25 protein-coding genes are annotated in these 22,253 nt (G+C 58.7%); 14 read left to right on the top strand and 11 right to left on the bottom strand.

The genetic code is table 11. The features are described from left to right. Positions 1-31 precede the first annotated feature (31 nt). From ACZ9BX_RS34175 to ACZ9BX_RS34135, 9 genes are all read right to left on the bottom strand, one after another. Positions 32-1,237, bottom strand: coding sequence for an ABC transporter substrate-binding protein (locus ACZ9BX_RS34175; RefSeq protein WP_476223119.1), 1,206 nt, complete (start codon positions 1,235-1,237; stop codon positions 32-34). Between the two features lie 73 nt (positions 1,238-1,310). Beyond that, complete coding sequence (locus ACZ9BX_RS34170) at positions 1,311-2,168, bottom strand: carbohydrate ABC transporter permease (RefSeq protein ID WP_132568619.1); 858 nt, start codon at positions 2,166-2,168, stop codon at positions 1,311-1,313. Then, entirely contained in the window at positions 2,165-3,049 is an 885-nt protein-coding gene (locus ACZ9BX_RS34165; RefSeq protein ID WP_027512609.1) for a carbohydrate ABC transporter permease, read from the bottom strand. Before ACZ9BX_RS34165 ends, ACZ9BX_RS34170 begins: the two co-directional genes overlap by 4 nt. A 13-nt stretch (positions 3,050-3,062) precedes the next feature. After that, complete coding sequence (locus ACZ9BX_RS34160; protein ID WP_476222806.1) at positions 3,063-4,220, bottom strand: Gfo/Idh/MocA family protein; 1,158 nt, start codon at positions 4,218-4,220, stop codon at positions 3,063-3,065. 130 nt (positions 4,221-4,350) lie between these two features. Next, complete coding sequence (locus ACZ9BX_RS34155; protein ID WP_476222804.1) at positions 4,351-4,875, bottom strand: GNAT family N-acetyltransferase; 525 nt, start codon at positions 4,873-4,875, stop codon at positions 4,351-4,353. An 18-nt stretch (positions 4,876-4,893) separates the two neighbouring features. Continuing rightward, on the bottom strand, positions 4,894-5,772 hold the full coding sequence (locus ACZ9BX_RS34150) for a carbohydrate ABC transporter permease (protein ID WP_132568622.1): 879 nt from the start codon (positions 5,770-5,772) through the stop codon (positions 4,894-4,896). Next, a complete protein-coding gene (locus ACZ9BX_RS34145) occupies positions 5,769-6,668 on the bottom strand; it encodes a carbohydrate ABC transporter permease (protein WP_027512613.1) in 900 nt (299 codons plus the stop codon). Before ACZ9BX_RS34145 ends, ACZ9BX_RS34150 begins: the two co-directional genes overlap by 4 nt. Then, a complete protein-coding gene (locus tag ACZ9BX_RS34140) occupies positions 6,665-7,780 on the bottom strand; it encodes an ABC transporter ATP-binding protein (RefSeq protein ID WP_476222803.1) in 1,116 nt (371 codons plus the stop codon). The genes ACZ9BX_RS34145 and ACZ9BX_RS34140 overlap by 4 nt, the downstream gene beginning before the upstream one ends. Positions 7,781-7,902: 122 nt before the next feature. Then, the gene (locus tag ACZ9BX_RS34135) at positions 7,903-9,159 is read right to left on the bottom strand and encodes an ABC transporter substrate-binding protein (protein WP_476222801.1); all 1,257 of its coding nucleotides are present in this window, start codon (positions 9,157-9,159) and stop codon (positions 7,903-7,905) included. A gap of 192 nt (positions 9,160-9,351) precedes the next feature. Between ACZ9BX_RS34135 and ACZ9BX_RS34130 the strand changes: the two genes are divergently transcribed. Beyond that, a complete protein-coding gene (locus ACZ9BX_RS34130; protein WP_476223118.1) occupies positions 9,352-10,116 on the top strand; it encodes a GntR family transcriptional regulator in 765 nt (254 codons plus the stop codon). A gap of 316 nt (positions 10,117-10,432) precedes the next feature. Here ACZ9BX_RS34130 and ACZ9BX_RS34125 read toward each other — a convergent pair whose 3' ends face one another. Continuing rightward, positions 10,433-11,527, bottom strand: a complete 1,095-nt coding sequence (locus ACZ9BX_RS34125) for a CapA family protein (RefSeq protein WP_476222800.1) — start codon at positions 11,525-11,527, stop codon at positions 10,433-10,435. A gap of 725 nt (positions 11,528-12,252) precedes the next feature. Between ACZ9BX_RS34125 and ACZ9BX_RS34120 the strand changes: the two genes are divergently transcribed. The 3 genes from ACZ9BX_RS34120 (at position 12,253) to ACZ9BX_RS34110 (ending at position 13,431) form a co-directional block, all read left to right on the top strand. After that, positions 12,253-12,609 (top strand): VOC family protein, encoded by a 357-nt coding sequence (locus tag ACZ9BX_RS34120; RefSeq protein WP_476222799.1) that lies wholly within the window; start codon positions 12,253-12,255, stop codon positions 12,607-12,609. Between the two features lie 229 nt (positions 12,610-12,838). Further along, positions 12,839-13,138 carry a type II toxin-antitoxin system RelB/DinJ family antitoxin gene (locus ACZ9BX_RS34115; protein ID WP_476222797.1) on the top strand — a complete coding sequence of 100 codons (300 nt, stop codon included), beginning with the start codon at positions 12,839-12,841 and terminating at the stop codon, positions 13,136-13,138. Further along, positions 13,138-13,431 carry a type II toxin-antitoxin system RelE/ParE family toxin gene (locus tag ACZ9BX_RS34110; RefSeq protein ID WP_476223117.1) on the top strand — a complete coding sequence of 98 codons (294 nt, stop codon included), beginning with the start codon at positions 13,138-13,140 and terminating at the stop codon, positions 13,429-13,431. The genes ACZ9BX_RS34115 and ACZ9BX_RS34110 overlap by 1 nt, the downstream gene beginning before the upstream one ends. Positions 13,432-13,912: 481 nt before the next feature. Here ACZ9BX_RS34110 and ACZ9BX_RS34105 read toward each other — a convergent pair whose 3' ends face one another. Continuing rightward, positions 13,913-14,266 carry a MarR family transcriptional regulator gene (locus ACZ9BX_RS34105; RefSeq protein WP_132568634.1) on the bottom strand — a complete coding sequence of 118 codons (354 nt, stop codon included), beginning with the start codon at positions 14,264-14,266 and terminating at the stop codon, positions 13,913-13,915. Positions 14,267-14,358: 92 nt separating this feature from the next. Between ACZ9BX_RS34105 and ACZ9BX_RS34100 the strand changes: the two genes are divergently transcribed. From ACZ9BX_RS34100 to virB9, 10 genes are all read left to right on the top strand, one after another. Continuing rightward, positions 14,359-14,880, top strand: coding sequence for a hypothetical protein (locus ACZ9BX_RS34100; RefSeq protein ID WP_476222795.1), 522 nt, complete (start codon positions 14,359-14,361; stop codon positions 14,878-14,880). Between the two features lie 3 nt (positions 14,881-14,883). Next, positions 14,884-15,546, top strand: a complete 663-nt coding sequence (locus ACZ9BX_RS34095) for a lysozyme family protein (protein ID WP_476222793.1) — start codon at positions 14,884-14,886, stop codon at positions 15,544-15,546. Continuing rightward, positions 15,543-15,842 carry a TrbC/VirB2 family protein gene (locus ACZ9BX_RS34090; RefSeq protein ID WP_132568637.1) on the top strand — a complete coding sequence of 100 codons (300 nt, stop codon included), beginning with the start codon at positions 15,543-15,545 and terminating at the stop codon, positions 15,840-15,842. The genes ACZ9BX_RS34095 and ACZ9BX_RS34090 overlap by 4 nt, the downstream gene beginning before the upstream one ends. A gap of 5 nt (positions 15,843-15,847) precedes the next feature. Continuing rightward, positions 15,848-16,186: a VirB3 family type IV secretion system protein gene (locus ACZ9BX_RS34085; RefSeq protein ID WP_476222792.1), complete on the top strand. Its 339-nt coding sequence runs from the start codon at positions 15,848-15,850 to the stop codon at positions 16,184-16,186. Next, positions 16,179-18,545, top strand: coding sequence for a VirB4 family type IV secretion/conjugal transfer ATPase (locus tag ACZ9BX_RS34080; RefSeq protein ID WP_476222790.1), 2,367 nt, complete (start codon positions 16,179-16,181; stop codon positions 18,543-18,545). The genes ACZ9BX_RS34085 and ACZ9BX_RS34080 overlap by 8 nt, the downstream gene beginning before the upstream one ends. Positions 18,546-18,574: 29 nt before the next feature. Next, positions 18,575-19,243: a P-type DNA transfer protein VirB5 gene (gene virB5 / locus ACZ9BX_RS34075; protein ID WP_476222788.1), complete on the top strand. Its 669-nt coding sequence runs from the start codon at positions 18,575-18,577 to the stop codon at positions 19,241-19,243. A 224-nt stretch (positions 19,244-19,467) separates the two neighbouring features. Further along, positions 19,468-20,400, top strand: a complete 933-nt coding sequence (locus ACZ9BX_RS34070) for a TrbL/VirB6 family protein (RefSeq protein WP_476222787.1) — start codon at positions 19,468-19,470, stop codon at positions 20,398-20,400. 38 nt (positions 20,401-20,438) lie between these two features. Continuing rightward, entirely contained in the window at positions 20,439-20,723 is a 285-nt protein-coding gene (locus ACZ9BX_RS34065) for a hypothetical protein (protein WP_476222786.1), read from the top strand. Between the two features lies 1 nt (position 20,724). Further along, complete coding sequence (locus tag ACZ9BX_RS34060) at positions 20,725-21,396, top strand: VirB8 family type IV secretion system protein (RefSeq protein WP_476222784.1); 672 nt, start codon at positions 20,725-20,727, stop codon at positions 21,394-21,396. Next, complete coding sequence (gene virB9 / locus ACZ9BX_RS34055) at positions 21,393-22,250, top strand: P-type conjugative transfer protein VirB9 (protein WP_476222783.1); 858 nt, start codon at positions 21,393-21,395, stop codon at positions 22,248-22,250. The genes ACZ9BX_RS34060 and virB9 overlap by 4 nt, the downstream gene beginning before the upstream one ends. Positions 22,251-22,253: the final 3 nt, after the last annotated feature.

Genomic DNA, 22,253 nt, shown 5'->3' with positions numbered 1-22,253 from the left:
GGGTTGTTGCTCCCCGCGATCCCCACGAAGGCTACTTGAACGCCTCGATTTCGCCAGCAGCCTTCTTGAGTGCGTCTGCCGGCTGGGCCTGGCCGGTCACGACGGATTGCACCATGGCGATCATCGAGTTCTGGAAGCCCTTGTAGTCGGTGAAAAGCGGTTCCGGGCCACCGTAGCTGATGCCGTCGATCAACGGCTTCCAGTAGGGCTTTTCAGCCACCAGCTTGTCGATGTTCGGCGAGGGGCGAAGCGGCGTCAGGCCGGATTCGCCGTTCAGCTCATATTCCTCCTGCGGGCCGGGAGAGGTGATGAACTTGGCGAACTCGATCGCCTTGTCCTCGACGCCTGAACCCTTGAAGATCGCTAGGCTGTCGGTGATGAGCAGAGTGCCCGGTCCCTTGGCCTGCGGACCAAGCGGCAGGGTCGTGATGCCCCAATCGATCTTGGTGTCCTTCAGGCGGTAGGCGGCACCGGAGCCCGCCTGGATCATCGCGACCTTGCTATCGAGGAAGATGGCGCGGACTTCGTTCTGCTCGTAGGCCGTGGGGCCTTCTTCGGAATAGGGCACGATGCTCTTATAGGCCTCCAGCGCTTTCAGCACCTCGGGACTATCAAGGGTAATTTTGCCTTCTGCGTCCGTCACCGTGCCGTTGTTCGTGTAAACCCAATGCATGAACTGATGCATCGTGTTGTCGAAGGTCTTGGCCGAAAGACCGAAGCCCGGGACTCCGGTTTTTTCCTTGATGATCTTGGCATATTCGATCTCTTCGTCCCAGGTCTTCGGCGGCTTCTCGGGATCAAGGCCGGCCTGCTTGAAGAGGTCCTTGTTCCAGTAGAGCGCTTTCGTCGAGAAAGCGATCGGAACGCCCCACTGCGTGCCGTCGAAGGTGACAGTGTCGACGATGTGCGGATAGTAGGCCTTCTTTTCCTCGTCCGTCATCGGGACCTCGACGATCAGGTCGTTCTGCGCAAATTCCTTAAGGGTGCGCGAACCGACATAGGCCATGGCAACCGGCGTTCCAGCAGCCGCCAGCGTCGTCGCCTTGTCCTGGCACTGGGCCCAGCCAACGACTTCCGGCGCGATCTTCCAGCCGGCGTTCTTTTCTTCCCACTGCTTGATGTATTTCGCATGGATATCGTCGAGCTTGTCGCCGCAATAAATCCAGCTGATCTCCTGGTCGGCGGCTTCGGCTGTGACGGCGGTGAGCGCCGTCGAACCGAGCAGGGCGAGTGCCATAAGGCCTGTTTTGAAGGTAATGTTCACTTCACGACTCCCGTTCTTGTGTTAGCTGTTCACTCGTTTCTTGGTCTTATTGTTTCACCGCACCGGCGGTCAGCCCGCCGACGAGATAGCGTTGCAGGAAGAAGATGACGATCATCGCGGGCAGGATGCCGACGAAAGAGGCCGCCATCAGTTCATTCCAGATGACCTCCTGCTTACCGAAATAAGCAAAGAGTCCCACCGGCAGAGGCATGTATTCGGTCTTCGAGTTGAAGGTCAGCGCGAAGATGAATTGCTGCGCATAGGCACCGATGAAGGTGGTGATCGCGACGACGATGATCCCGGGCATGGCGATCGGCAGGATCACGCGGCGAAGCGTGTAAAAATGGCTTGCGCCATCCATATACGCGGCCTCATTCAGTTCCTGGGGAATGCGGATCATATAGGTCCGAAGCAGCCAGATCGCCGATGGAATGAGGAAAGCCACGCCCGGCACGATCATGGCAAAATAAGTGTTAAGAACGCCCATGCTGCGCATCAGCCGGAAGAGCGGGATGAGAAGCACTGCGCCGGAGAACATGTTGACGGTGAGAAAGGCGCCGAGAAGGATGCCCATCCCCCTGAACTCGAACCGTGCAAAGGCATAAGCCGCCGGAATGACTAGGCAGAGCACGATCACTGTGACGATGATCGATATGAAGAACGAATTGAAGATATAGCGCCCGAAACCTGGAACGCTGATCCACATCGTTCGATAGGCCTCGAAAGAGCCGTTCTCCGGCCAGAACCGGTAAGGCGACGAAAAGAGCTGGCTCAACGGTTTCAGCGAAACCAGAAAGCCTTCGACGAAGGGCGAAAGAACGAAGGCCAGAAACAGCGCGATGCCGCAATAGATCAGCACGATTTCCCACCAGCTGTAGCGATCGATCATTGCGGGACTGCTCATGCGCGCTTCTCCGGGTTGAGACGGCGGGTGACACGGAAATAGGCAAAGCAGAAGAGCGACAGGAAGATGCAAATCAGCACGGCACGTGCAGCACCTTCACCATATTTCTTGGAGCCGATCGCGGTCTGATAGGTATCGATGATCATCGTCGTCGTCTGGCCGCTCGGACCACCTTGGGTCAGGATCCAGATGATGTCGAAGGAATTGAACGTGGCGATCAAAGACAGCATCGACATCGTAATGATTGCCGGGACCATCAGCGGCAGTGTGATGCGGCGAAAACGATAAAAACGGCCGGCCCCATCAGTCCAGGCGGCTTCATAAAGATCCTTCGGAATGGATTGGATCGCGGCCAGAAAGTAGATGGTGACCAGAGGGACGCCGATCCACACATCGGTGATGATCGTTGCCCAGAACGCCGTGCTTCCGTAGGCGAGGAACGCGACCGGACCATTGACCAGACCGAAGCGCTGCAAAAGGCCGGAGATCATTCCGAACTGGCCGTTATACATCCACCCCCACATGAAGATGCCGATGGCCATCGGCACGATCCATGGCGGCATGGTCAGCAGGCGGAAAAGCGCACGGCCGGGCACGGCAGCATTCAGCATTGTCGCGCCAAAGGTACCGATGATCATTTTGATCGATACCGAAAAGAACGTCCAGATGAAGGTGCGGAAAATGACCTCCGCGAATGTGGCGTTGAAGATCTTCTCGTAATTGATCCAGCCGACCCAGTTCGTCGTCTTCCTGAGCGATGCGTCTGTGAAGGACAGAATGAACGTATCGACCAGCGGGTAGGCGACGATCGCCATGACGTAAAGGACAGCTGGAAGGAGAAGGATCCAGGCGAAGATGACCGTGCTTTTTTGAACACCCATCCTGCCGTCCTCCTCAAGCCGCTCTGGCGTGGAGCGCCTCGTCGAAGCGATCCCATACCGGCCGCAGATCGACGACCGCCCTCTTCATACGCGCTTCGTCCATCGCCAAGGCAAGGATGCCGGCCTCGAGCGCATTCAGTGTGGAGACTGGGAGTTCGGTCCCGGTGCGGACGCTGTCGAGCAGGTCGGCGGCCATCTGCTCGTCCGCGCCGTAATGCTGGGAAAGTTCGGTTGCCGCGTACTTGTTCTCAACGATCTTCTTGCCGGTCAGTTGTTCGTGCACGTCGAGATAGCCGCGGACGAAATCGCCTTCGGCCATGCCGCGCGAGCCCATGATGGCAAAGCGGCGGAACTGGTCTGGAACGTTCAAGTTGGTGTGGAAGTTCATGCCGACGCCATTGGCATATTCGACGATGGCGACTTGGTAGTCGATGATGTCAGCATCGCTGTCGAAGACCCTGTCCGACCCCATCCAGCCGCTTGGCTTGCGATGGAAGAGTTCAAGGTCGTTGATCCCTTCACGCGCCGGATCGTTTGCAGGGATGAAGCTCTTGCGTCCGCCGAAGCTCGCAACACGCTCGGGGCGGGCACCGACGACGCCATTGTAAAGGTCGAGGTCATGGCAGCATTTTTCCAGCATGAAGCTGCCGGAAAAACGCTCGTAGCGGCGCCAGTCGCGCATGAAGAAGGCACCGTGATAGGGTTCGATATGTTCGGATGCCTCGATCGAGACGATCTGGCCGAGCTTGCCGGCTGCCTGAACGGCACGCAGGTCCTTGTAGAGCGGCGAATACCGCAGAACCAGGCCGACCATCAGCCGTTCATGGCCGAACCTTGCCATCAGCCTGGCGAGTTCGATGCTTTCGGCGATCGTGGTGACGATCGGCTTTTCGCAGAATACCTTCAGGCCGGCCTCAAGGCCCAGCCTTATGTGCTCGAGATGCATGTGGTTGGGCGAGCCGATCATCAGGAGGTCGAGCTTTTCGCCGGCAAGAAGCTCCGGGGGCGATGCGTAGGCTTTGCCGACAGAAATACCCTTTTCCGTCAAGCCGGGGAGACCGGCAGGCTCCGGATCGACATAGCCTGCGATTTCGAAGCTGCTGTCGATTGCCTTGAAAACGTAGCCAAGATAGCCGAGCCGGAATCCCAGCCCTACGATTCCCACTTTCATGCCGTTGTCGTTCCCATTTCGTAATTTATTTTCTTCAGGTTGGGGCAAAAATTATAAGTCGTCAACTGTAAACGCGGCTTCTTCCGGAATCATGAAATTAATTTTCATGCGCCGGATGCGACCGCGATTTTCACGTCTGTTTTCCCGTTAGCGGCTTTTCGGAGTCGGATACTTCGCTTGGCGTGGCGATCGCAAGCATGTCGCGATAAATGCCCGGAACGGAACCTTCGATCGGGATCGCGCCGACGCTGCGGCGATAAAATTCCATCGGGCCGGCGCCTCCAATGATGCCATAGGCGTAGCCTTGGGCGTGCATGTCGAGCAGGGTGGTCACAAGCAACGCCTGACCGACACCATGCCCGCGGGCTGAAACATCCACGCCCGTCGGCCCAAAGAAGCCTTTTGCCGTCGCCTCATGGCAAGCAAAGCCGATGAGCTCGCCACCTTTGACCGCAATAAAACACGACGGCGGCTGGCGCATCGTCGCAACAGTCGCCTCCGCCGCCCAGCCGGCGCCAAAGCGCGGCTCAATCCACGAGGTCAGTGCTTTGAGCTCGGGTGCAAGCACCCGGCGGATCAGGATGTCCTGATCTGCCAAACGTTTCTCGAGCGTGGCGTCGGGCTTGAGTTCGTAGAGTTTGACCAGCATGTCCATGACTTTATCCTTTGTCTTTCAGCCCTTGACCGCGCCCGCCGTCAGGCCTGCAACGATGCGGCGCTGGAAGAAGAGCACCACCAATATAAGGGGCAGGGTGACGGTGACCGAGGCGGCCATGATCTGGCCGAAGGGATATTCGTAGCGGCTGTTTCCGGCAATGAGGCCGATTGCAACCGGCACGGTGCGGTTTTCGTCCGTCAATGTGAAGGTGAGTGCGAAGAGGAATTCGTTCCATGCCAGGATGAACGCTAAAATGCCGGTGCTGGCGAGCGACGGACCCATCAGCGGCAGCAGGATCTTCATCAGAATGCGAAAATGCGAGCAGCCATCGATGATGGCCGCTTCTTCCAGCTCACGCGGGAATTCGCGGATGAAGGTCGTGAGAACCCAGGTGGTGAACGGCACGGTCGAGAGAAGATAGGTCAGAACCAGCGCGCTTGGGCGATTGAACAGGCCCATCCAGTTGATCAGTTCGAACATGCCGGAGAGAACGACGACCTGCGGAAAGATCGAGATCATCAGAATGATCATCAGCAGCACCCGGCGCTGCGGAAAATCGATCCGCCCGAGCGCATAGGCGGCGCTGAGGCCAATGACGAGCGAGAGAAACGTCGTGGACACCGCGACATAGGCGGAATTGAGCAGCGAGCCCATGAAGACGGGATTGTCGATGAGCTGCCGGTAGTAGGTGAAGTCGAGTGCGGGAACGAGCGCTGCCTGATAGAGGGCTGCGCCCTGTTTCGTCGAGGACACAAAGGCCCAATAGTACGGGAAGAGTGTATAGATCAGCACGAGCATGAGTGCTGCAGATTGAAAGAACCTTACGATTCGTCGCCGCACGCGGTAGTAAGCGGCAGGTTTGCGTACCGTTCTGTAGAGTGCAACGTCCGTCATTTCGTCAGCTCCCCGCTCGCCCGATCGAGACGCAGCGCGCCGATGATGATGATGGCGGCGAGCGCCACCAGCAGGAACACCCATGTCGAAGCGGCCGAGCCGACGCCCAGCTCTTGAAAGCTGATGAGCCTGTCACGCGCATAGATCGACACGGTCATGACGTTCTCGTTGCTCGCAGCCATGACATAGGCAAGATCGAACATCCGAAGCGCATCGAGCACGCGAAAGAGCACGGCCACGCCGATTGCCGGCCTCAGCATCGGCAAGGTGATCGACCAGAAGCGCTTCCATGCCGGGATACCATCCACCTCTGCAGCTTCGAATATCTCCGGTGAAATCAGCTGCAGTCCGGCGAGGATCAACAGCACCATGAAAGGCGTCGTCATCCACACGTCGGCGAAAATGACGACGCCCATGATCAGCGAGCTGCTCGCCGTCCAGGCGATTCCGTGATCGATAAAACCCAGTCCGATCAGGATCTTGTTGAGTACGCCGAACTGGTCATTCAGCATCCATTCCCAGATCTTCGCGGAAACCACGACCGGGATGGCCCAAGGGACGAGGATGGCGGCACGCACCAGCCCTCGACCTGGAATGGCCTCATTGATCAAAAGCGCAATTGCAAGGCCGAGAACGGTTTCGATGGCAACCGAAATGACCGTGAAGACCATCGTATTCCTGACGGCCACCCACCAGCTTCTGTCATTGATGACATCGAGGAAATTAGCGATCCCAACCATCGAATAGACCGAGGGATCGTCGAGATAGGCATCGGTAAAGGCAAAGAAGAACGTCCGTCCGAGGGGCCAGACGGCGACGAGCAGCATCACGATGATGACGGGGACCAGGAAAAGCCATGCGGCCAGATGGTCGCGGCGTGCCAGACGCGCACTCATTGTTCGGCTGCCCTCACATTGCTGGCGGTCGCCATTTCGTGCGGGATCCGCCGGTCGGCCGTATCGAAGACGAAAACCGCCTCGTCAGCAAACCCCAATCCGATCCGCGTGCCGATCGTTTCCTTGGCAGGCGGGATAGTCACCCGGATCACCCACACGACGTCTTCCGCGATGCGGCAATAGGCAAAATGCTCGTGCCCGAGGTCCTCGACGCGCTCGAGGACGCCTGATATGCGCCCAGTCCCATCGGCTACGATCGCGAGTCCTTCCGGCCTCACGCCGATCGCCGCTGCGGTTGTATCGGAACCTAGAAATGCAGCGCCGATAGAAAGCCCGCCCGGTCCGGTGATCCTCCGGCCGCCGGCAGCGTCCTGCATGGAAACGGACAGGAAGTTCATCCGTGGGCTTCCGATAAAGCTTGCCACGAAGCGGTTGTCCGGCGTGTGGTACAGAGCTTGCGGCGTACCCACCTGCTCGATGCGCCCGTGATTGAGAACAACGATCCTGTCGGCGAGCGTCATGGCTTCGGACTGATCGTGCGTCACATAGATCATCGTCGTCTTGAGTTCGTCGTGAAGCTTGGCGATCTCCATGCGCATTTCCATGCGAAGATCGGAATCGAGGTTCGAAAGGGGCTCGTCGAAAAGAAAAATCTCCGGCTGACGGACCAGCGCCCGGCCGATCGCAACACGCTGTCGCTGCCCGCCGGACAGCTCTCTTGGACGGCGATTCAGGAGATGATCGACTTTCAGCATCCTTGCAACGGCAAGCACCTTGTCGCTGACCGCGGTGCGCGCAAGACCAAGCGTTTCCAGCGCAAAACCGATATTGCGCGCAACGCTCATGTGCGGATAAAGCGCATAGGATTGGAAGACAAAGGCAACGCCCCGCTTGGAGGCTGGAACGTCGGTGACATCGTCGCCGCCAATGCTGACGGCGCCTTTTGTCGGGGAAACAAGGCCAGCGACGATACGCAGCAGAGTGGATTTGCCGCAACCTGAAGGGCCGACAAAGACGATGAACTCGCCATCTCTGATCCGAAGATCGACATCGTCGATCACGGAATGCGTGCCATAGCTTTTTGAAACGGAGTCCAATGAAACCGATGCCATCTTACACCCGGACTTGAATTATGCTGAAAGGAAACGGCCACTTCGGTGGCCGGCTGCACGGCAAGCAAGCCGGCTGCGCGAGCAGGCGAGGGGCCCTGCTCGCGCCGGCTTGTCAGAAAGCCTCAACGGCTCTCCTTCAGCTTCTCAAGTCGCGTTGCAAGGGCATTCAGCCCGGCCTTGATGTCGCCGCCGCCCGAAAGCATGTCGTGGACCGAGCGATAAAAGGCTTGCGAAACGCGATTGTAGCTCGTGCCTGTATAACCGGACGGGCGGACTGCGCTGTCGGCAAATGCTTGCTGGTTGTCCTTGAGGAAGGGCAACTTCGCCAGCACGTCCGGATCGCTGTAAAGTGCCTGGATCGACGGATTAAGAGCTGCCTGGATCGCGCGCATCTTCTGCATGTCTGGGCCGGCGATGAAGTTGACGAAGTCGGCCGCAACCTCGGGCTTGGCGCTGAACTTCGAAACGCCGTAATACATCGGACCGAGGCAGCCGCTCGACTTTTCGCCGTCCTTGCCGACGGGAAGCGGCATCATGCCGACCTTGTCGATGATGGCGCTGCCTTGCTGGTGCGACGTTCCCCAGACATACGGCCAGTTGCGGTGGAAAACCGCGTTTCCGGACTCGAAGATCGCGCGGGAGGCTTCCTCGTCATAATTCAGCACGCCTTCCGGACTGATGCTGCCGATCCAGCCTTTGGCCTTTTCTATCGCTTCGGCTGCCTGCGGATTGTCGATCGTGACCTTGCCGTCGTCCGAGATGATCGTGCCGCCGCCGTTTGAGGCGATCAGTTCGATGGCGTCGCAGGTGAGCCCTTCGTAGCTCTTGGCCTGCCAGGCATAGCCCCACATCTCGCCATTGCCGGCTGCGCGCTCCTTGTCCTGGATTTCCTTCGCACTGGCCGCCAGTTCGTCCCATGTCTTCGGCGGCTGCTTGCCGTACTTCTCCAGAAGGTCCTTGCGATAAAACATCAGCCCGACATCCATATAGGCGGGCATGGCAATGAGTTTGCCGTCAAGCTTGGCCGCACCGAGCGTCGAGGCGAAATGCTTGTCCTGGTCGGCCTGCGGCACCAGGGTCTTCAGGTCGAGCAGGTTGTTTTTGAACATGCCGAGCCAGATGACGTCCAAAAACAGGACGTCCATATCCGTGGATTTCGATGCCAGCAGCTGCTGATAGAGCGGGATGGCGTCATCCAGCAATGCCGGCATCTTGTTGATCTTCGCCTCGTTGCCGGTCTTTTCCTTCCAGGCATTGGCGACCGTCGTACAAAGCTCGAATTCGGTAGGCGAGCAGAAGACCGAAATGGTCTCCGCATGTGCGCTCCCGGTCCAGATGCCGACGGAGATGGCTAAAGCAGCAAGACTTCTCTTCAACATGAACTGTTCCCTTTTTGTGATGGTGCTTCGGTATCTATGGAACTCTCCGGCTCCTGGGCACACATTAGGACTGGTTATATCCAGTCATGTCAATATGGACTTTGTCGGGATTTGCGTGGAGAGTGGTTGCAAAATGACGGGAAGGGAAGGCGAACAGGTTTGAATAAGCGTCAGGAGCACCCGCGTTCCATTATGCCTCAAAGTCTGGTTGATCGGGAGGATCCGCGGCCGCTCCACAAGCAAGTCTACGAAGCGCTTTTGACGTCAATCCGCAACGGCAAGCTGCCATTGCGGGGGAAATTGCCCTCAGAACGTGAATTAGTTGATCTTTTCGACGTAAGCCGGATCACCATTCGGCACGCAGTACGCGAGTTGGTCCAGCAGGGCGTGGTCACGAGTCAGCCTGGCAAAGGGCTTTATGTGGCAGAGCACAGCGGCGGCTTTGAGCTGCAGGTTCTCAAGAGTTTCACGGCCACGGCCATCTCGAACGGCCGGGTGCCCGGACATCGCCTGATCGAGGCACGTGTTCTACGCGCGCCGCTGGAGATCAGCCGGCCGCTTTTCTTGCCGCCCGGCGCCGATGTTGTCGTGCTCTCCAGATTGCGGCTGCTCGATGAGGTGCCGGTCGTCATTCAAACGGACTGGCTGCCGGCGGGCCGCGTTCCAGGATTGCTGGATCTGGATTGGACGGTGGGCAACCGCTCGCTCTACGCAGAGCTGCGCCGCCACCACCATATCCATCCATCACGCGGACAGACAACGCTGAGTGCGCGTCTGGCCACTCCCGAGGAGGCGGCAATGCTGGATCTACAATCGCCGGCGGCCGTTCTGACCGTCGATCAGATCGCCTTCGACAACCGCAACCGGCCGGTAAACCTCACGGCCCTCGTGCATCACCCGGAGCGCTATCCCCTGACGCTCGCGCAATCTGAAACTGGCGACATCGCGCAATATTGAAGAGATGTCATAGTCAAGGCGACGTCCAAGTGCCGCAAGCCCGCGACCAGCAGCACATTTCTCTGACAGCATCGACTGAAGTTTCAATTGTTTCACGATCCGAGCCAGCGCCATCTTTCCGCAGAAGCCCGCGCAGTCATCGACACGCTCAAGCGTGGCTAAACGACCTCAACCTTCTGCGTTCGACGCCGCGGCCAAATACAAGCCCACCATTGCCTGCTTTCAACACCTCTCAGCACGCTCGCCAGAAGGGCGGCTTCGTCCCTAGGCCGACCGTCTCCGCCGGCCACAACAGGCACATCTCTTCCCGTATCGCTCAGGCCGATAGCGTCAGGGTCCCTTTTTCGCTCGTGGCAACATCGTGGCCAAAACGTCCGCATTCGCGTTTCATGGTGTGGCCGAGCCAGGCGGCTTCTTCATCAGATGCGCGGATGAGCCGAAATTTCTGCAGCCGGAAGGGCACCATTTCAATTCGGCGCAGCCGATGGCTTTGATCATCCAGATCGACGAAATAGGCGAGAGTCAGATCCGGGCGAAATCTCTCCTGCCCGCCGATTCCCTCATAGTCGTTGATGAAGTCGCCGCATCCGTAAAGGATAGGCCTGTCAGCATGGATCTCTATCGCCAGTGGGTGATGCGATGAGTGTCCGTGAACGACGTCGACGCGGGCGCCGTCGATCAGACGATGGGCGAAGCGTCGGTGTTCAAGGGGCAATTCATAGCCCCAGTTGGATCCCCAATGTATGGAAACCAGGACGGTGTCGTCGCGCTGGCGCCACTCGTCGATGCCGTCAGCGACGGCCGCGAGTGCGTCTTCACTGAAATCCGCGAGGAAGTTTATGCCCGGTCGCTCCTTCCCGGCCGCCCAGTTGGCCGGAACCCCGCTGGATGGACAGGCAAAGGCGAATACAAGCAGTCGCCGCCCTGGGACCGTTTCGAGCACGGCGGGGCGGCTTGCACCATCGGCATCGAGTCCTGCGCCGGCTGTCGCAAGCCTCGCCCCCTGCAGGGCAAGCAAGGTGTCCTTCATGCCCCTCAGCCCCCAATCCGCGGTATGGTTGTTGGCAAGGATGCAGCAGTCTATCCCTGCAGCGACGATACAATGCAGATTATCGGGGTGCATCCGATAATTGATGCCTTTCGGCTCGGGCGTTCCGTCTGCGGTAACGCTGGTTTCGAGATTGATGATCCTCAAATCCGGCTCACGCCGATCAATCTCGTTCAGCGCATCGCCCCAGACATAGTCGAAAGACACCGCCCTCGGGATTTCTCCCGACCGACGTTCCGCCAAGTCCACATAGCCACGCGCGGAGCGGAGATGCGGCTCATACAGGGTCGGGTCGGAGGGATGCGGCATGATCTGGTCGATGCCGCGGCCGGTCATCACGTCCCCACTTAGGAAGAGCCTCATTGCTGCGCATCCTCGTCAGTTAAATGTCGATCCGGATCAACCGCGGGCGCTTATCGTCGCCCGAAAGGATTCCTGTCTCGGTGGCTGCGGATCGGTGAACAAGGTAGCGCTCAATGGCGATACCGACCAGCGCCGAACTGGTCGATCGCCTTTCCGCTACGTGACCTCGCCTGAACACCCGCTCCGATCCGGCGAACGCGGCTGCCGCGATACCATTAGGTGTACAAGTCGTGTGTACATCTAACTTCCGATAACATTGCTTATCGGAAGTGAAGCAGTTTAAAAATCCGCAGCCATGACGGGACGAGCCCCACATATTTACTTTCTCGCGCACCCTTTAGGTGGCGCTCCCCCATCATGCTTGTCGTTTGCGGATGCGGGAAGACGTCTTCAGCCAGGCCTTTTAGGCAAAGGGCTCCGCCGTCGGCGGGCAAGCTGTGGCCGCTGCTCAAATGGCAGTAATGAGACAGTCACGATTTGCTCTTGATATCGTCGGAAATGTTCTCTGCGCTGGCCGAGTGATGCCCAGTCGCCGCACTTTTCGATAACGGTGCCGGCCAAAGTGGAGGCAACCCCGGGTTCCGGCACCTGCAATCACGGCCAGCCGACCTATATCTAACTGAAGCTTGCCGGTATCGAGCGGCTGTGTGGACGGCGGTAGCGCCGGAACGTCGTTTGCAACGGCAATAGCTTGTCCGCATCACTTTTCGGGGAGGTAAGGAGCCATGATTTCCGGCGCACACATGATCATCTACAGCACGGATGCCGAGGCAGACCGCGCATTTTTTCGCAATGTTCTGCGTTTTCCAGCAATCGATGCTGGCGAAGGCTGGTTGATCTTCGCATTGCCGCCGGCCGAGATTGCCGTTCACCCGGCCGCCGAAGGCGACAGCCACGAAATCTATCTCATGTGCGAAGACGTCAATGCCACAATCCAAGAGCTGAAATCGCGCGATGTTGAATGCACTTCGGTCACCGATGAAGGCTGGGGCCTGCTCACGCATGTCTCGCTTCCCAGTGGCGGCTCGCTTGGCCTTTACCAGCCGAGGCATCCTTTGGCGCACAAAGCCGGGGCAGCTTAAATGGTGGTTTTCCGTCCGGACACGCGACCAAGTAGAGACTTGGAGCGGGATGGAGGTTGGAAGGCAAAACATCCTGCTCTGCCGGACTTTTTCAAACTATCGGTCGGCTCTTGCCGTCGACGGTGCCAAGTGTCAGACTTTCGCCACTAGATACAGAAAAGTGTGATGACACTGGCGCATGTCATGCAAATGTATTACATTACTAAGAACCAAAGGGAGAGATCTGCATATGGCCTCAAATGCGCTGGTTCAGACGCGGATTGACGCCGCTGTAAAGGAGCGCGCCACGGCGGTGCTCGAGAACATGGGGCTGACGGTTTCGGATGCTGTCCGTATCCTGTTGACCCGAACTGCAAATGAAGGCGCCCTGCCATTGGAGCTCGTCAGCAACAGCGACGTCCACGATGCCTGGTTCCGTGCGAGGGTACTGCAAGCGCTCGAGGATACGCGGGCCGATGTCGAGGACGTCGACGCCGATAGGCATTTCAGTGCACGCCGGTCTGCAGCGCTGCGCAAAGCCGATGAATGATGAGACTCGTCTGGACACAATACGCTCTTGATGACCGCGACAATATCTTCAGCTATATCGAAGCAGCAAACCCACGGGCGGCGGTTCATGTCGATGAAGAGATCGTTCGCACGGCGCGCCGTCCCCTTGAGTTTCCTGAAAGTGGACGCCCTGGCCGGGTTGCGGGAACACGCGAACTTGTTATCCCGCGTACACCTTATATCGCGGCCTACGTGGCGATGGCCGACAAGATTCGTATACTGCGCATTTTGCATGGCGCCCAGATGTGGCCCGCTGAGATAGAAGACAAGTAGGCCCCTAACAGTCGTCTGCGCGTGTCGGCTCGATCGCGCCTGTTCATCCAGAGCGCCATCTTCGAAATGGCTGCATTCACCTCGCTGCTGTTCCCCAATTGATCTTTTCGAGGACGTTGCCGGCCGACCTCGCGAATGTGAGGGCCTTGTCTCGGCAGACGTTCCGATTGAAACGCGGCGCCGGGCGCCTGCGCTCGACGCAAGAGATTTCCCGGTTAAACCGATCGATGCCGTCAAGACAGGTCTCGGAATTTACAACTTGTAACGCGATTTCTTTTTCACAACGTGTACGAATTGACGGGTCTCCCAGCGCTGGCTACGGCCAAACCCTTTCGGGGGTAATGACGTTAAACGGATTGATACGCTGTAAATCGTAGGGCTACCTTCCGGGCCAGCGAAGAGCGCACGCCTAACCCAGGCGCGCAAAATTAACTTGTTTAAGGCAGTCTGATTCGGCAGCGATGTCATCTTTGGCAGGGTTTTAATTTCCCTGGAAGCCGCGGATCTTCTCCAAGAGCTCCGGCGCGATCTCAAACCGCCGCGCCTTGCCGCGCCCCATCGAGTTCTTCACGAAGCTCTCCGTCAGGAGCCCGCGTCGAACCAGCGGGTCTACCGTTTCGGTTACGCCAGTGCGTGTTAAACCCGTGGTTTCGACGATATTTGAAAGCGTTAGCGGCTGATGCCCCTGATGCATGATGTAGAGGACACTCATCATGCCGATCTGCTTCAACCGCGACTGAGGCGTTTCATCCTCCAGCGGATTGTCAAAAATCTCGTGGAATATGAAAGCCGAGAAGGCAAGGTTGTGCCACTGAATGTTGAGTGCTCTTGTCATTTGTTTAACTGCATAATATAAGGTTGTATAAATTTCCAGACGACACAGACGCCCGCGGCATCGTTGGCGTCTTGATTGCGGAGGGACGGCTCATGAAAAACCTTCTGATCAGGACGTTCATGGCTCTTCTCAATGTCTCGCCATCATATCTCATTTCAGGGAGTTATGCGCGGGCAGATGATTGGGGATGCCAGGTTATCCTATGCCTTTCCAATCCCGGTGGAGCAACGCAATTCGCCGAATGCCGCCCGCCGACTGAGAAACTGTGGCGAGAACTTAAAAAGGGACGCGCGTTCCCAAGCTGCAACGGCGCTGGTTTCCAGGGATCTGGGCCCAGATACGCGCCCTATTATTGCGACGAGGGCTACAGGCTAACGATGCGATACAATGATGGCGGACGGCAGGTAAGCTGCATCTCGACCACGCCGCAGACTATCTCAAACAATGAATGCACCTTCGACCACGAACGCGGAACTCACGGTTCCGGCTGGCGTTGGGATGACGGCCAGCGGCAATGCCGGCGCCACGTGACGATGCAGCCACATATGCGCATGCGGCCCCATTACGTCGACGTGACCATCGATGGGATCGGAAGCCAAAGGGTGTGGTACTGAGCCATGCCGGTCGCCTTCGCCGATCTTGCACGGACATGCGCTCCCAACGTTGCGGTCGAGACGATCGCCGCCGTTGTCAGCTTGGAGAGCGATTTCCATCCCTATGCTATTCGCATCAACAGTGGCCCACCGCGTCCCGCACAACCGGCATCGAAGGCGCAGGCAATTGAGCTCGCCACTTCTCTCATTGTGGATCACCAGGACATCCAGATCGGCCTTGGCGGTCTCGGTTTGGAGGAAATGCGCAAGCTGAACCTTTCTATATCGGATGCGTTCGATGCCTGCCTGAACCTCAAGGCCACTGCCACTCTCCTCGATGGATACTATCGCCTTGCCCTGCGCGCAGGCGCCGATCCGGCGCAAGCGGAAAACATCATGCTTCAGTCTCATTTCGGCCGAGGCGATCCGTCCCTCGGCAAAGTGGTCCGGTATGACGAGCAGGTCCGCCACGAAATGGTCCGGCTGTCCCACAAACTGGCGTCGGTTTCCGTTGTCGCGCCGCGCATTGAAGCTCATTTCGAGAAGCCCGCAGACATACAGGACGTGTCAGCAGTCGCAAAACGCCTTCCCCAAGCCAATGAGACCGCCTCATGGGACGTCTTCAATTCCCGGCGGCGATCCTCGGTTCTTGTGTTTCAGAATGATCGATCGGAGCAAAGTGAATGACTTCAAAATCCAGTCTTCGCCGTGTCGCTGCCCCTGCCTTGACGGCCGCAGCCATTGTTGCCTGCATAGTCGAACCGGCCTTCGCCCAAGCCGCCGGTATCGAGACCGTCTTGCAGAATATCGTCGATATGCTGACCGGCAACATCGCCCGACTGCTCGCCGTGATCGCCGTGATCATCATCTGCATTGCCTGGATGTTCGGCTACATGGATCTGCGCCGCGCTGGCTTCTGGATCATTGGTATCGGAGGGATCTTTGGCGCCACTGAACTCGTCAACACCATCGTTGGAGGATGAGACCGATGGCGGCAGCTCCCGGTATCGAAGAAGACACCCTGTTCCTTGCCTGCACACGGCCGGCAATGATCGCCGGTGTGACGATGGAGGCGATGGGTTTGAACGTCATGCTGACGACGATCCTCTACATCACGGCGGGATCGATCGCCTACGCGCTTGTCGGGATCGTCTTCCACCTCTTATTCCGAACGCTCGTCAAGCATGACCACAACACGTTCCGGATCCTGATTTCGTGGATCGAAACCCGCGGTCGATCGCGAAACACCTCCTATTGGGGCGGGACCACGCTCTCGCCCCTGAAGTTCACCAGACGCTATGACGAAGGGGACTTGAGCCTTGCCTAGCAAAGCAAAGCTTCGGTTCCGCGAACTCGGGCCTGAGACCTTTATTCCTTACGTGCGCCATGTCGACGAGATCGCGATCGGGCTCGATTCCAGGGCGTTGATGGTGATGATCGCACTCGAAGGCATATCCTTTGAAACAGCGGATGTCCTGGACCTCAACAGCCTGCACCGCAACCTGAACACCCTCTACCGGAACATCGCCGACGAGCGCCTCGCGCTCTGGACGCATGTCGTTCGCCGCCGCGACAACAACTATCCGGAAGGAAAATTCACCAATCCTTTCTCCGACGCGCTGAATTCAAAATATCGCGAGCGCATGATCGGCGAGGAGCTGTTTCGCAACGATCTCTACCTCTCACTGGTCTGGCATCCCGGACGAGATCCCGCCGAAAAGGCCGCCGACATTCTTTCGCGGCTGCGCAGGGCACGCCGGGCCGATATCGAGCTCAACGAAACCGCGCTGAAGCACCTGCACGACAAGCTGTCCGACATCACGGCGGGCCTGAAACGCTTCGAGCCCCGCGTGCTCTCCCTCTACGAGCAGGACGGCACCCTTTTCTCCGAGCCGAGCGAGGTCCTGCACCAGATCGTGGGCGGCCGGCGCGAGCCCATTCCATTGACGGAAGGACGGATTTCATCGGCGATCTATTCCGATCGGCTGATTTTCGGCCGCGAGACCATCGAAATCCGTCACGAGGCCGAAAGCCGCTATGCCGCAATGTTTGGGTTCAAGGAATATCCGGCAACCACCCGCAGCGGCATGCTCGACGGCATCCTGACGGCCCCGTTCGAGCTTATCCTCACACAATCCTTTGCCTTCATCTCGAAAGCGGATGCGCGCGTCATCATGGGGCGCAAGCAGAACCAGATGGTCAGCGCCGGCGACAAGGCGGCCTCCCAGGTCGAGGAACTCGACGCGGCGATGGACGATCTCGAATCCAACCGCTTCGTGCTCGGCGAGCATCACCTTACTCTTTCAGTCTTCGCTATTTCGGTCAAAGAGCTGACCGACAATCTGGCGAAGGCACGCTCGCACCTTACCAATGGCGGTGCGGTCGTCGCGCGCGAGGATCTCGGGCTTGAAGCGGCCTGGTGGGCGCAACTGCCCGGCAACTTTCGCTACCGTGCGCGGTCTGGCGCCATCACATCCCGGAATTTCGCGGCACTTTCGCCTTTCCACTCCTATCCAATCGGGCAGAAGGACGGAAACGAGTGGGGACCGGCCGTCGCCATGTTGAAAACTGCGTCCGGCTCGCCTTTCTACTTCAACTTCCACCACAGCGACCTTGGCAACACGTTCATCTGCGGACCATCGGGCACGGGCAAGACCGTGCTCGTGAACTTCATGCTTTCCCAGCTCGAAAAGCACGATCCCCACATGGTCTTTTTCGACAAGGATCGTGGAGCGGACCTTTTCGTCCGGGCATCGGGCGGCGCTTACCTGCCGCTGAGGAATGGCGTTGCCACCGGCTGCGCACCGCTCAAGGCACTTGCGCTCACCGCGGAAAACAAGGTGTTTCTCGCACGGTGGGTCGGCAAGCTCGTGGGATCGGCGAAGCGTGAGCTGATGGTCACGGAGCTGCGCGACATAGCCGCGGCCGTCGATGGTCTGGCAGACCTGCCGGTCGAACGACGCTCCATCGGCGCCTTGCGCACTTTCCTCAACAACACCGACCCCGAGGGCATCGCCTCGCGATTGAGGCGCTGGGAACGAGAAGGGCCGCTTGGCTGGGTCTTCGACAACGATGGTGACGAGATCGGGATCGGCGCCAAATTCATCGGATACGACATGACCGATTTCCTCGACAATGAGGAAATCCGCACACCCTTGATGGCCTATCTCTTTTTCCGCATCGAGCAACTGATCGACGGGCGCCGCACCATCATCGTGATCGATGAATTCTGGAAGGCCCTTCAGGACGAAGGTTTTCGCGATCTCGCCGAAAACAAGCTCAAGACGATCCGCAAGCAGAACGGGCTCATGCTGTTTGCGACCCAAAGCCCGCGCGATGCGATCGTGTCGCCGATCGCCCACACGATCATCGAGCAGTGCCCGACGCAGATCTTCCTTCCCAATCCGCGCGGCGATCATGCCGACTACGTAGACGGTTTCAAGCTCACAGAACGCGAGTTCGAGCTTGTCGCACGTGAGCTCTCTGCCGAAAGCCGCCGCTTCATCGTCAAGCAAGGGCATAACAGCGTCGTCGCAGAACTGAACCTCAGAGGCTTCGATGACGAGCTTGCCATATTGTCCGGCCGCACGGCCAACGTGGAACTCGCCGAGGTGATCAGGGCAGAAGCCGGTGACCGGCGCGAGGACTGGCTGGCGATATTTCAGCAAAGAAGGAGAGCGGGATGAGGCAAAGGAAAAGGGCAAGGTTTTCTCTTATGACGGCAGCTACCCTGTTGCCGACCGCAATGGCATCCGCACAGGGCATTCCGGTCATCGACCAGACGGCGATCGTAAAGCAGATCGAAACCATCACGCATCTGAAATCCCAGCTCGAGACGCTGAACCAGCAGCTCCAGCAGGCTGAGCAGCTTTATGGATCGTTGAACAAGATCACCAACATGGCGGATGTCGCAGGCTTGCTGAACGATCCTTCGATCCGCAAGGCGTTACCGCAGAATTTCAATGCCATCGAAGGCCTGTTCAAAGGATCGGGTACCGGCGTCTTCGGCAACTCCGCTTCGAAATTCCTTGAGGACAATTTGACCTATCGCACGGACGCCAATGATTTCTACGCGCAGGAATTGCAGCGCGCCCAGAAGCAGAACGCAGGCCAGATGAGCCTCGGCCAACAGATCTATGACGCAGCCACCAAGCGCGTCGAGGGCATCGATCAGCTCCGCCAGCAGATTTCCAGCGCGGCGGGCGCCAAGGACATCGCCGATCTTCAGGCACGGCTGCAGGCGGAAACGGCGTTTCTTCAAACCGACGTGCTGCGCATGCAGGGTTTGCAGATGGTCCAGCAGGCGCAGGTGCAGGTCGATGACCAGCGAAAGGCGGAAGATTGGCGCAGCCGCATGGACGCAATGGGAGCAGCGCTCAAATGAAACCGGCCCCTCTTGGAATGATCGCGCCGGCTTTGCCGGTTTGCTTCGGCCAGACGGAGGAAACCTCTACCATCGATCAGCCTGCTGATCAGGCCTTGCTTGCGAAGGTCGCAGCCGAGTGCCGGAACAATCGCAGCGGACCTGCTGACATGCAAGAAAACGCGGAGGCGGCGGACGTGAAGCTGCGGTCTGGACCGATGCGCAAGTGGCCCGGAGGCTAAGGGATGTATCAGGTCTTCAGCTTCGTGGATGGGCAGTTCAAGGCGCCGCTCGAGAATTTCATCTCGTCAGGCACCGCAAACATTGCCAACTGGGTGACCGGCCCGCTCACCGCGGCGCTGACGCTCTACGTCGTGCTCTTCGGCTACCTTGTGCTGCGCGGTTCTGTCCAGGAGCCCATTCTTGAGTTTGCGTTTCGGGCAATGAAGCTTGCAATCATCGTCATGCTGGTGAGGAACGCCAGCGAGTACCAGAACTATGTGACCAATCTATTCTTCGAGACGCTGCCCAAAGAGATTTCTCAGGCGCTGAACGCGGGCACCGCGCCGAGCGCCTCGACGTTCGACAGCCTGCTCGACAAGGGCCAGAGGTGCGCCTACGAAATCTGGTCCCGCGCTTCCTGGCCGGTCGACATCGTTACCGGTATCGGCGGTATGATGGTTATTGGCGCGAGCTTTATTGTCGCGGCGATCGGTTACATCATTTCCCTCTACGCTCGGCTGGCACTCGCCATCGTGCTTGCGATCGGCCCGATCTTCATTGCGCTTGCCATGTTCCAGTCCACGCGCCGTTTCACCGAGTCCTGGATCGGCCAGCTTGCCAATTTCGTCATTCTGCAGGTTTTGGTCGTTGCGATCGGCTCGCTGTTGATCACCTGCATCGACACGACCTTTACTGCTATCGAAAGCTATAGCGACGTCCTGATGCGCCCGATCGCGCTCTGCTCCATCTGCCTTGCCGCGCTTTACGTCTTCTATCAGCTGCCCGGTATTGCGTCGGCTCTCGCCGCAGGCGGGGCATCCTTGACCTACGGCTATGGTGCCGCTCGCGATGCTCACGAAAGCACGCTTGCCCGGGCAGCCTCGTATACCGCGAGAGCGGCCGGGCGACGTGCCCGCACCGTTTCGCGCCGCTTCAGACCGAAAGGGGCAGAATGACGGCCGTCCCCCTCAGAAAATGAACAGGTTGTTTCCGCATGCTTCGCACCGTTTCATTGTTTCTCCTCGCCGGGACACTCTCCGCCTGCAGCGCGATGACACACCCGCTTCCCAAATGCGACGGCTACTCCCGCCGGCCGCTGAACCGGTCCATGTGGCAGTGGGAAGATGACAGTGAGCTGAAGCAGCCTGCGTCGAAGGCCAGTCCTGCGGATCCGGCAGGCCATGCCGCGTCCTACGCGCAGGAGCTAGGCTCAGCAAAGCCGGCCGCCGTCGCGCGTTTCGATGTCGGAGGTACTAACCATCGAGGTAAGGGCGAGTGAGATGGTTACGCCGGATAATCTGAAGAGCTACTTCGAAAAGGCGCGCCGGTTCGATCAGGAGCGGCTGATCCAGGTGGAGCGCTCTGCCCGCATCGCCTGGTTCGTTGCTGGTTGTGCCGGCATCGTGGCCGCCGTCTCTGTCTTCGCCATTGCCGGGCTGACCCCCTTGAAAACGGTCGAGCCCTTCGTGGTCCGCGTCGACAACGCCACCGGCATCGTTGACGTCGTCTCCGCCTTGACGTCAACCGCCGGGAGCTATGATGAGGCCGTCACCAAATATTTCGGGGCCAAGTATGTGCGCGCGCGAGAAGGTTATGTCTGGAGCGAGGCCGAGGAGAATTTCCGAACCGTTGCCTTGCTCTCCACGCAGCCGGAGCAGACGCGTTTTGCAACCGTCTATCGGGGCAGCAACCCGCAATCACCGCAGAATGTCTACGGCCGCAGCGCAACGGCGCGCATCAAGATTGTTTCCATCTCCCTGATCAATGCCAACGTCGCCTCCGTGCGCTACATGCGGACGATCACCCGCGGAGACGATGTGCGCACCACGCACTGGGTCGCAACGCTCACCTTTTCCTATGTCAACGCGCCGATGTCGTCGACCGACCGCCTCGTCAATCCCCTGGGCTTTGCCGTCAGCGAATATCGCGCCGATCCGGAGGCCATCAATTGAAACAGATATTCCTGATCGCCTCTGTTTTAAGCCTTGGTCTTTCACTGAGAGCAGGTGCCCTGGAGATTCCCCGCGGCGCATCGCAGGACAGCCGTATCCGCTTCGTGGATTATCAGCCCTACAACATCACAAAGATCGTCGGCACCTTGCGCTCGTCGATCCAGGTGGAGTTTGCCGCCGACGAGGAGATTGCCCATGTGGCGCTCGGCAATAGCGTCGCATGGGAGGTGGCGCCGGCCGGCAACATGCTGTTCCTGAAGCCGCGCGAACATCAGCCGGTGACCAATATCTCGGTTGTGACGACAAGGCGCGACGGATCGACCCGCAGCTATCAGATGGAACTGACCGTGCGGGACGGAACGGTCGAGGTCGGACAAAACACCTATTTTTACGTGAAGTACCGCTACCCAGCCGATGAGGCGGAGCGCCGCCGTCAGGAGGCCGCCCTCCGTGCTCAGGCTGCTGAGGCAGGTCGGGTGGACCGGGTGCTCGCGCTCGATGAGGCCTATGGGCCGCGGAACTGGCGATATTCGGCGCAAGGCTCTGTCTCGCTCGAACCGCAGGCCGTCTATGACAACGGCAAGCTCACGACCTTCGCCTTTGCCGGCAATCAGGAAATGCCGGCAATCTACCTGGAAAACTCCGACGGCACCGAGAGCCTGGTTCCGAAATCCGTCGACGGCAATCTGGTGCTGGTCCATGCCGTCAGCCGCAAGTTCATTCTGCGCAGGGGAGGGGACGTCCTGTGCATCTTCAACGAGGCCTATGATCGTGTCGGCATCAAGCCTGAGACCAACACGACGTCACCGTCCGTGGAGCGGGTCGTGAAGACACAACCCGCTATCGCGCAATAGGAA

The organism is Rhizobium sp. USDA 3886, assembly GCF_056279785.1.
The sequence above is the reverse complement of the archived record's forward strand: the minus strand, read 5'-3'. Positions and strand labels throughout refer to the sequence as shown.

Excerpts from the sequence above, each read along its gene's own strand:
- ACZ9BX_RS34175 (WP_476223119.1), bottom strand. The coding sequence starts at position 1,237 with ATGGCACTCGCCCTGCTCGGTTCGACGGCGCTCACCGCCGTCACAGCC.
- ACZ9BX_RS34165 (WP_027512609.1), bottom strand. The coding sequence starts at position 3,049 with ATGGGTGTTCAAAAAAGCACGGTCATCTTCGCCTGGATCCTTCTCCTT.
- ACZ9BX_RS34140 (WP_476222803.1), bottom strand. The coding sequence starts at position 7,780 with ATGGCATCGGTTTCATTGGACTCCGTTTCAAAAAGCTATGGCACGCAT.
- ACZ9BX_RS34090 (WP_132568637.1), top strand. The coding sequence starts at position 15,543 with ATGACTTCAAAATCCAGTCTTCGCCGTGTCGCTGCCCCTGCCTTGACG.
- ACZ9BX_RS34110 (WP_476223117.1), top strand. The coding sequence starts at position 13,138 with ATGAGACTCGTCTGGACACAATACGCTCTTGATGACCGCGACAATATC.
- ACZ9BX_RS34105 (WP_132568634.1), bottom strand. The coding sequence starts at position 14,266 with ATGACAAGAGCACTCAACATTCAGTGGCACAACCTTGCCTTCTCGGCT.
- ACZ9BX_RS34095 (WP_476222793.1), top strand. The coding sequence starts at position 14,884 with ATGCCGGTCGCCTTCGCCGATCTTGCACGGACATGCGCTCCCAACGTT.
- ACZ9BX_RS34065 (WP_476222786.1), top strand. The coding sequence starts at position 20,439 with ATGCTTCGCACCGTTTCATTGTTTCTCCTCGCCGGGACACTCTCCGCC.
- ACZ9BX_RS34100 (WP_476222795.1), top strand. The coding sequence starts at position 14,359 with ATGAAAAACCTTCTGATCAGGACGTTCATGGCTCTTCTCAATGTCTCG.
- ACZ9BX_RS34160 (WP_476222806.1), bottom strand. The coding sequence starts at position 4,220 with ATGAAAGTGGGAATCGTAGGGCTGGGATTCCGGCTCGGCTATCTTGGC.
- ACZ9BX_RS34135 (WP_476222801.1), bottom strand. The coding sequence starts at position 9,159 with ATGTTGAAGAGAAGTCTTGCTGCTTTAGCCATCTCCGTCGGCATCTGG.
- ACZ9BX_RS34060 (WP_476222784.1), top strand. The coding sequence starts at position 20,725 with ATGGTTACGCCGGATAATCTGAAGAGCTACTTCGAAAAGGCGCGCCGG.
- ACZ9BX_RS34120 (WP_476222799.1), top strand. The coding sequence starts at position 12,253 with ATGATTTCCGGCGCACACATGATCATCTACAGCACGGATGCCGAGGCA.
- ACZ9BX_RS34155 (WP_476222804.1), bottom strand. The coding sequence starts at position 4,875 with ATGGACATGCTGGTCAAACTCTACGAACTCAAGCCCGACGCCACGCTC.
- ACZ9BX_RS34145 (WP_027512613.1), bottom strand. The coding sequence starts at position 6,668 with ATGAGTGCGCGTCTGGCACGCCGCGACCATCTGGCCGCATGGCTTTTC.
- ACZ9BX_RS34085 (WP_476222792.1), top strand. The coding sequence starts at position 15,848 with ATGGCGGCAGCTCCCGGTATCGAAGAAGACACCCTGTTCCTTGCCTGC.
- ACZ9BX_RS34125 (WP_476222800.1), bottom strand. The coding sequence starts at position 11,527 with ATGAGGCTCTTCCTAAGTGGGGACGTGATGACCGGCCGCGGCATCGAC.
- ACZ9BX_RS34170 (WP_132568619.1), bottom strand. The coding sequence starts at position 2,168 with ATGAGCAGTCCCGCAATGATCGATCGCTACAGCTGGTGGGAAATCGTG.
- virB5 (WP_476222788.1), top strand. The coding sequence starts at position 18,575 with ATGACGGCAGCTACCCTGTTGCCGACCGCAATGGCATCCGCACAGGGC.
- ACZ9BX_RS34115 (WP_476222797.1), top strand. The coding sequence starts at position 12,839 with ATGGCCTCAAATGCGCTGGTTCAGACGCGGATTGACGCCGCTGTAAAG.
- ACZ9BX_RS34130 (WP_476223118.1), top strand. The coding sequence starts at position 9,352 with ATGCCTCAAAGTCTGGTTGATCGGGAGGATCCGCGGCCGCTCCACAAG.
- ACZ9BX_RS34070 (WP_476222787.1), top strand. The coding sequence starts at position 19,468 with ATGTATCAGGTCTTCAGCTTCGTGGATGGGCAGTTCAAGGCGCCGCTC.
- ACZ9BX_RS34150 (WP_132568622.1), bottom strand. The coding sequence starts at position 5,772 with ATGACGGACGTTGCACTCTACAGAACGGTACGCAAACCTGCCGCTTAC.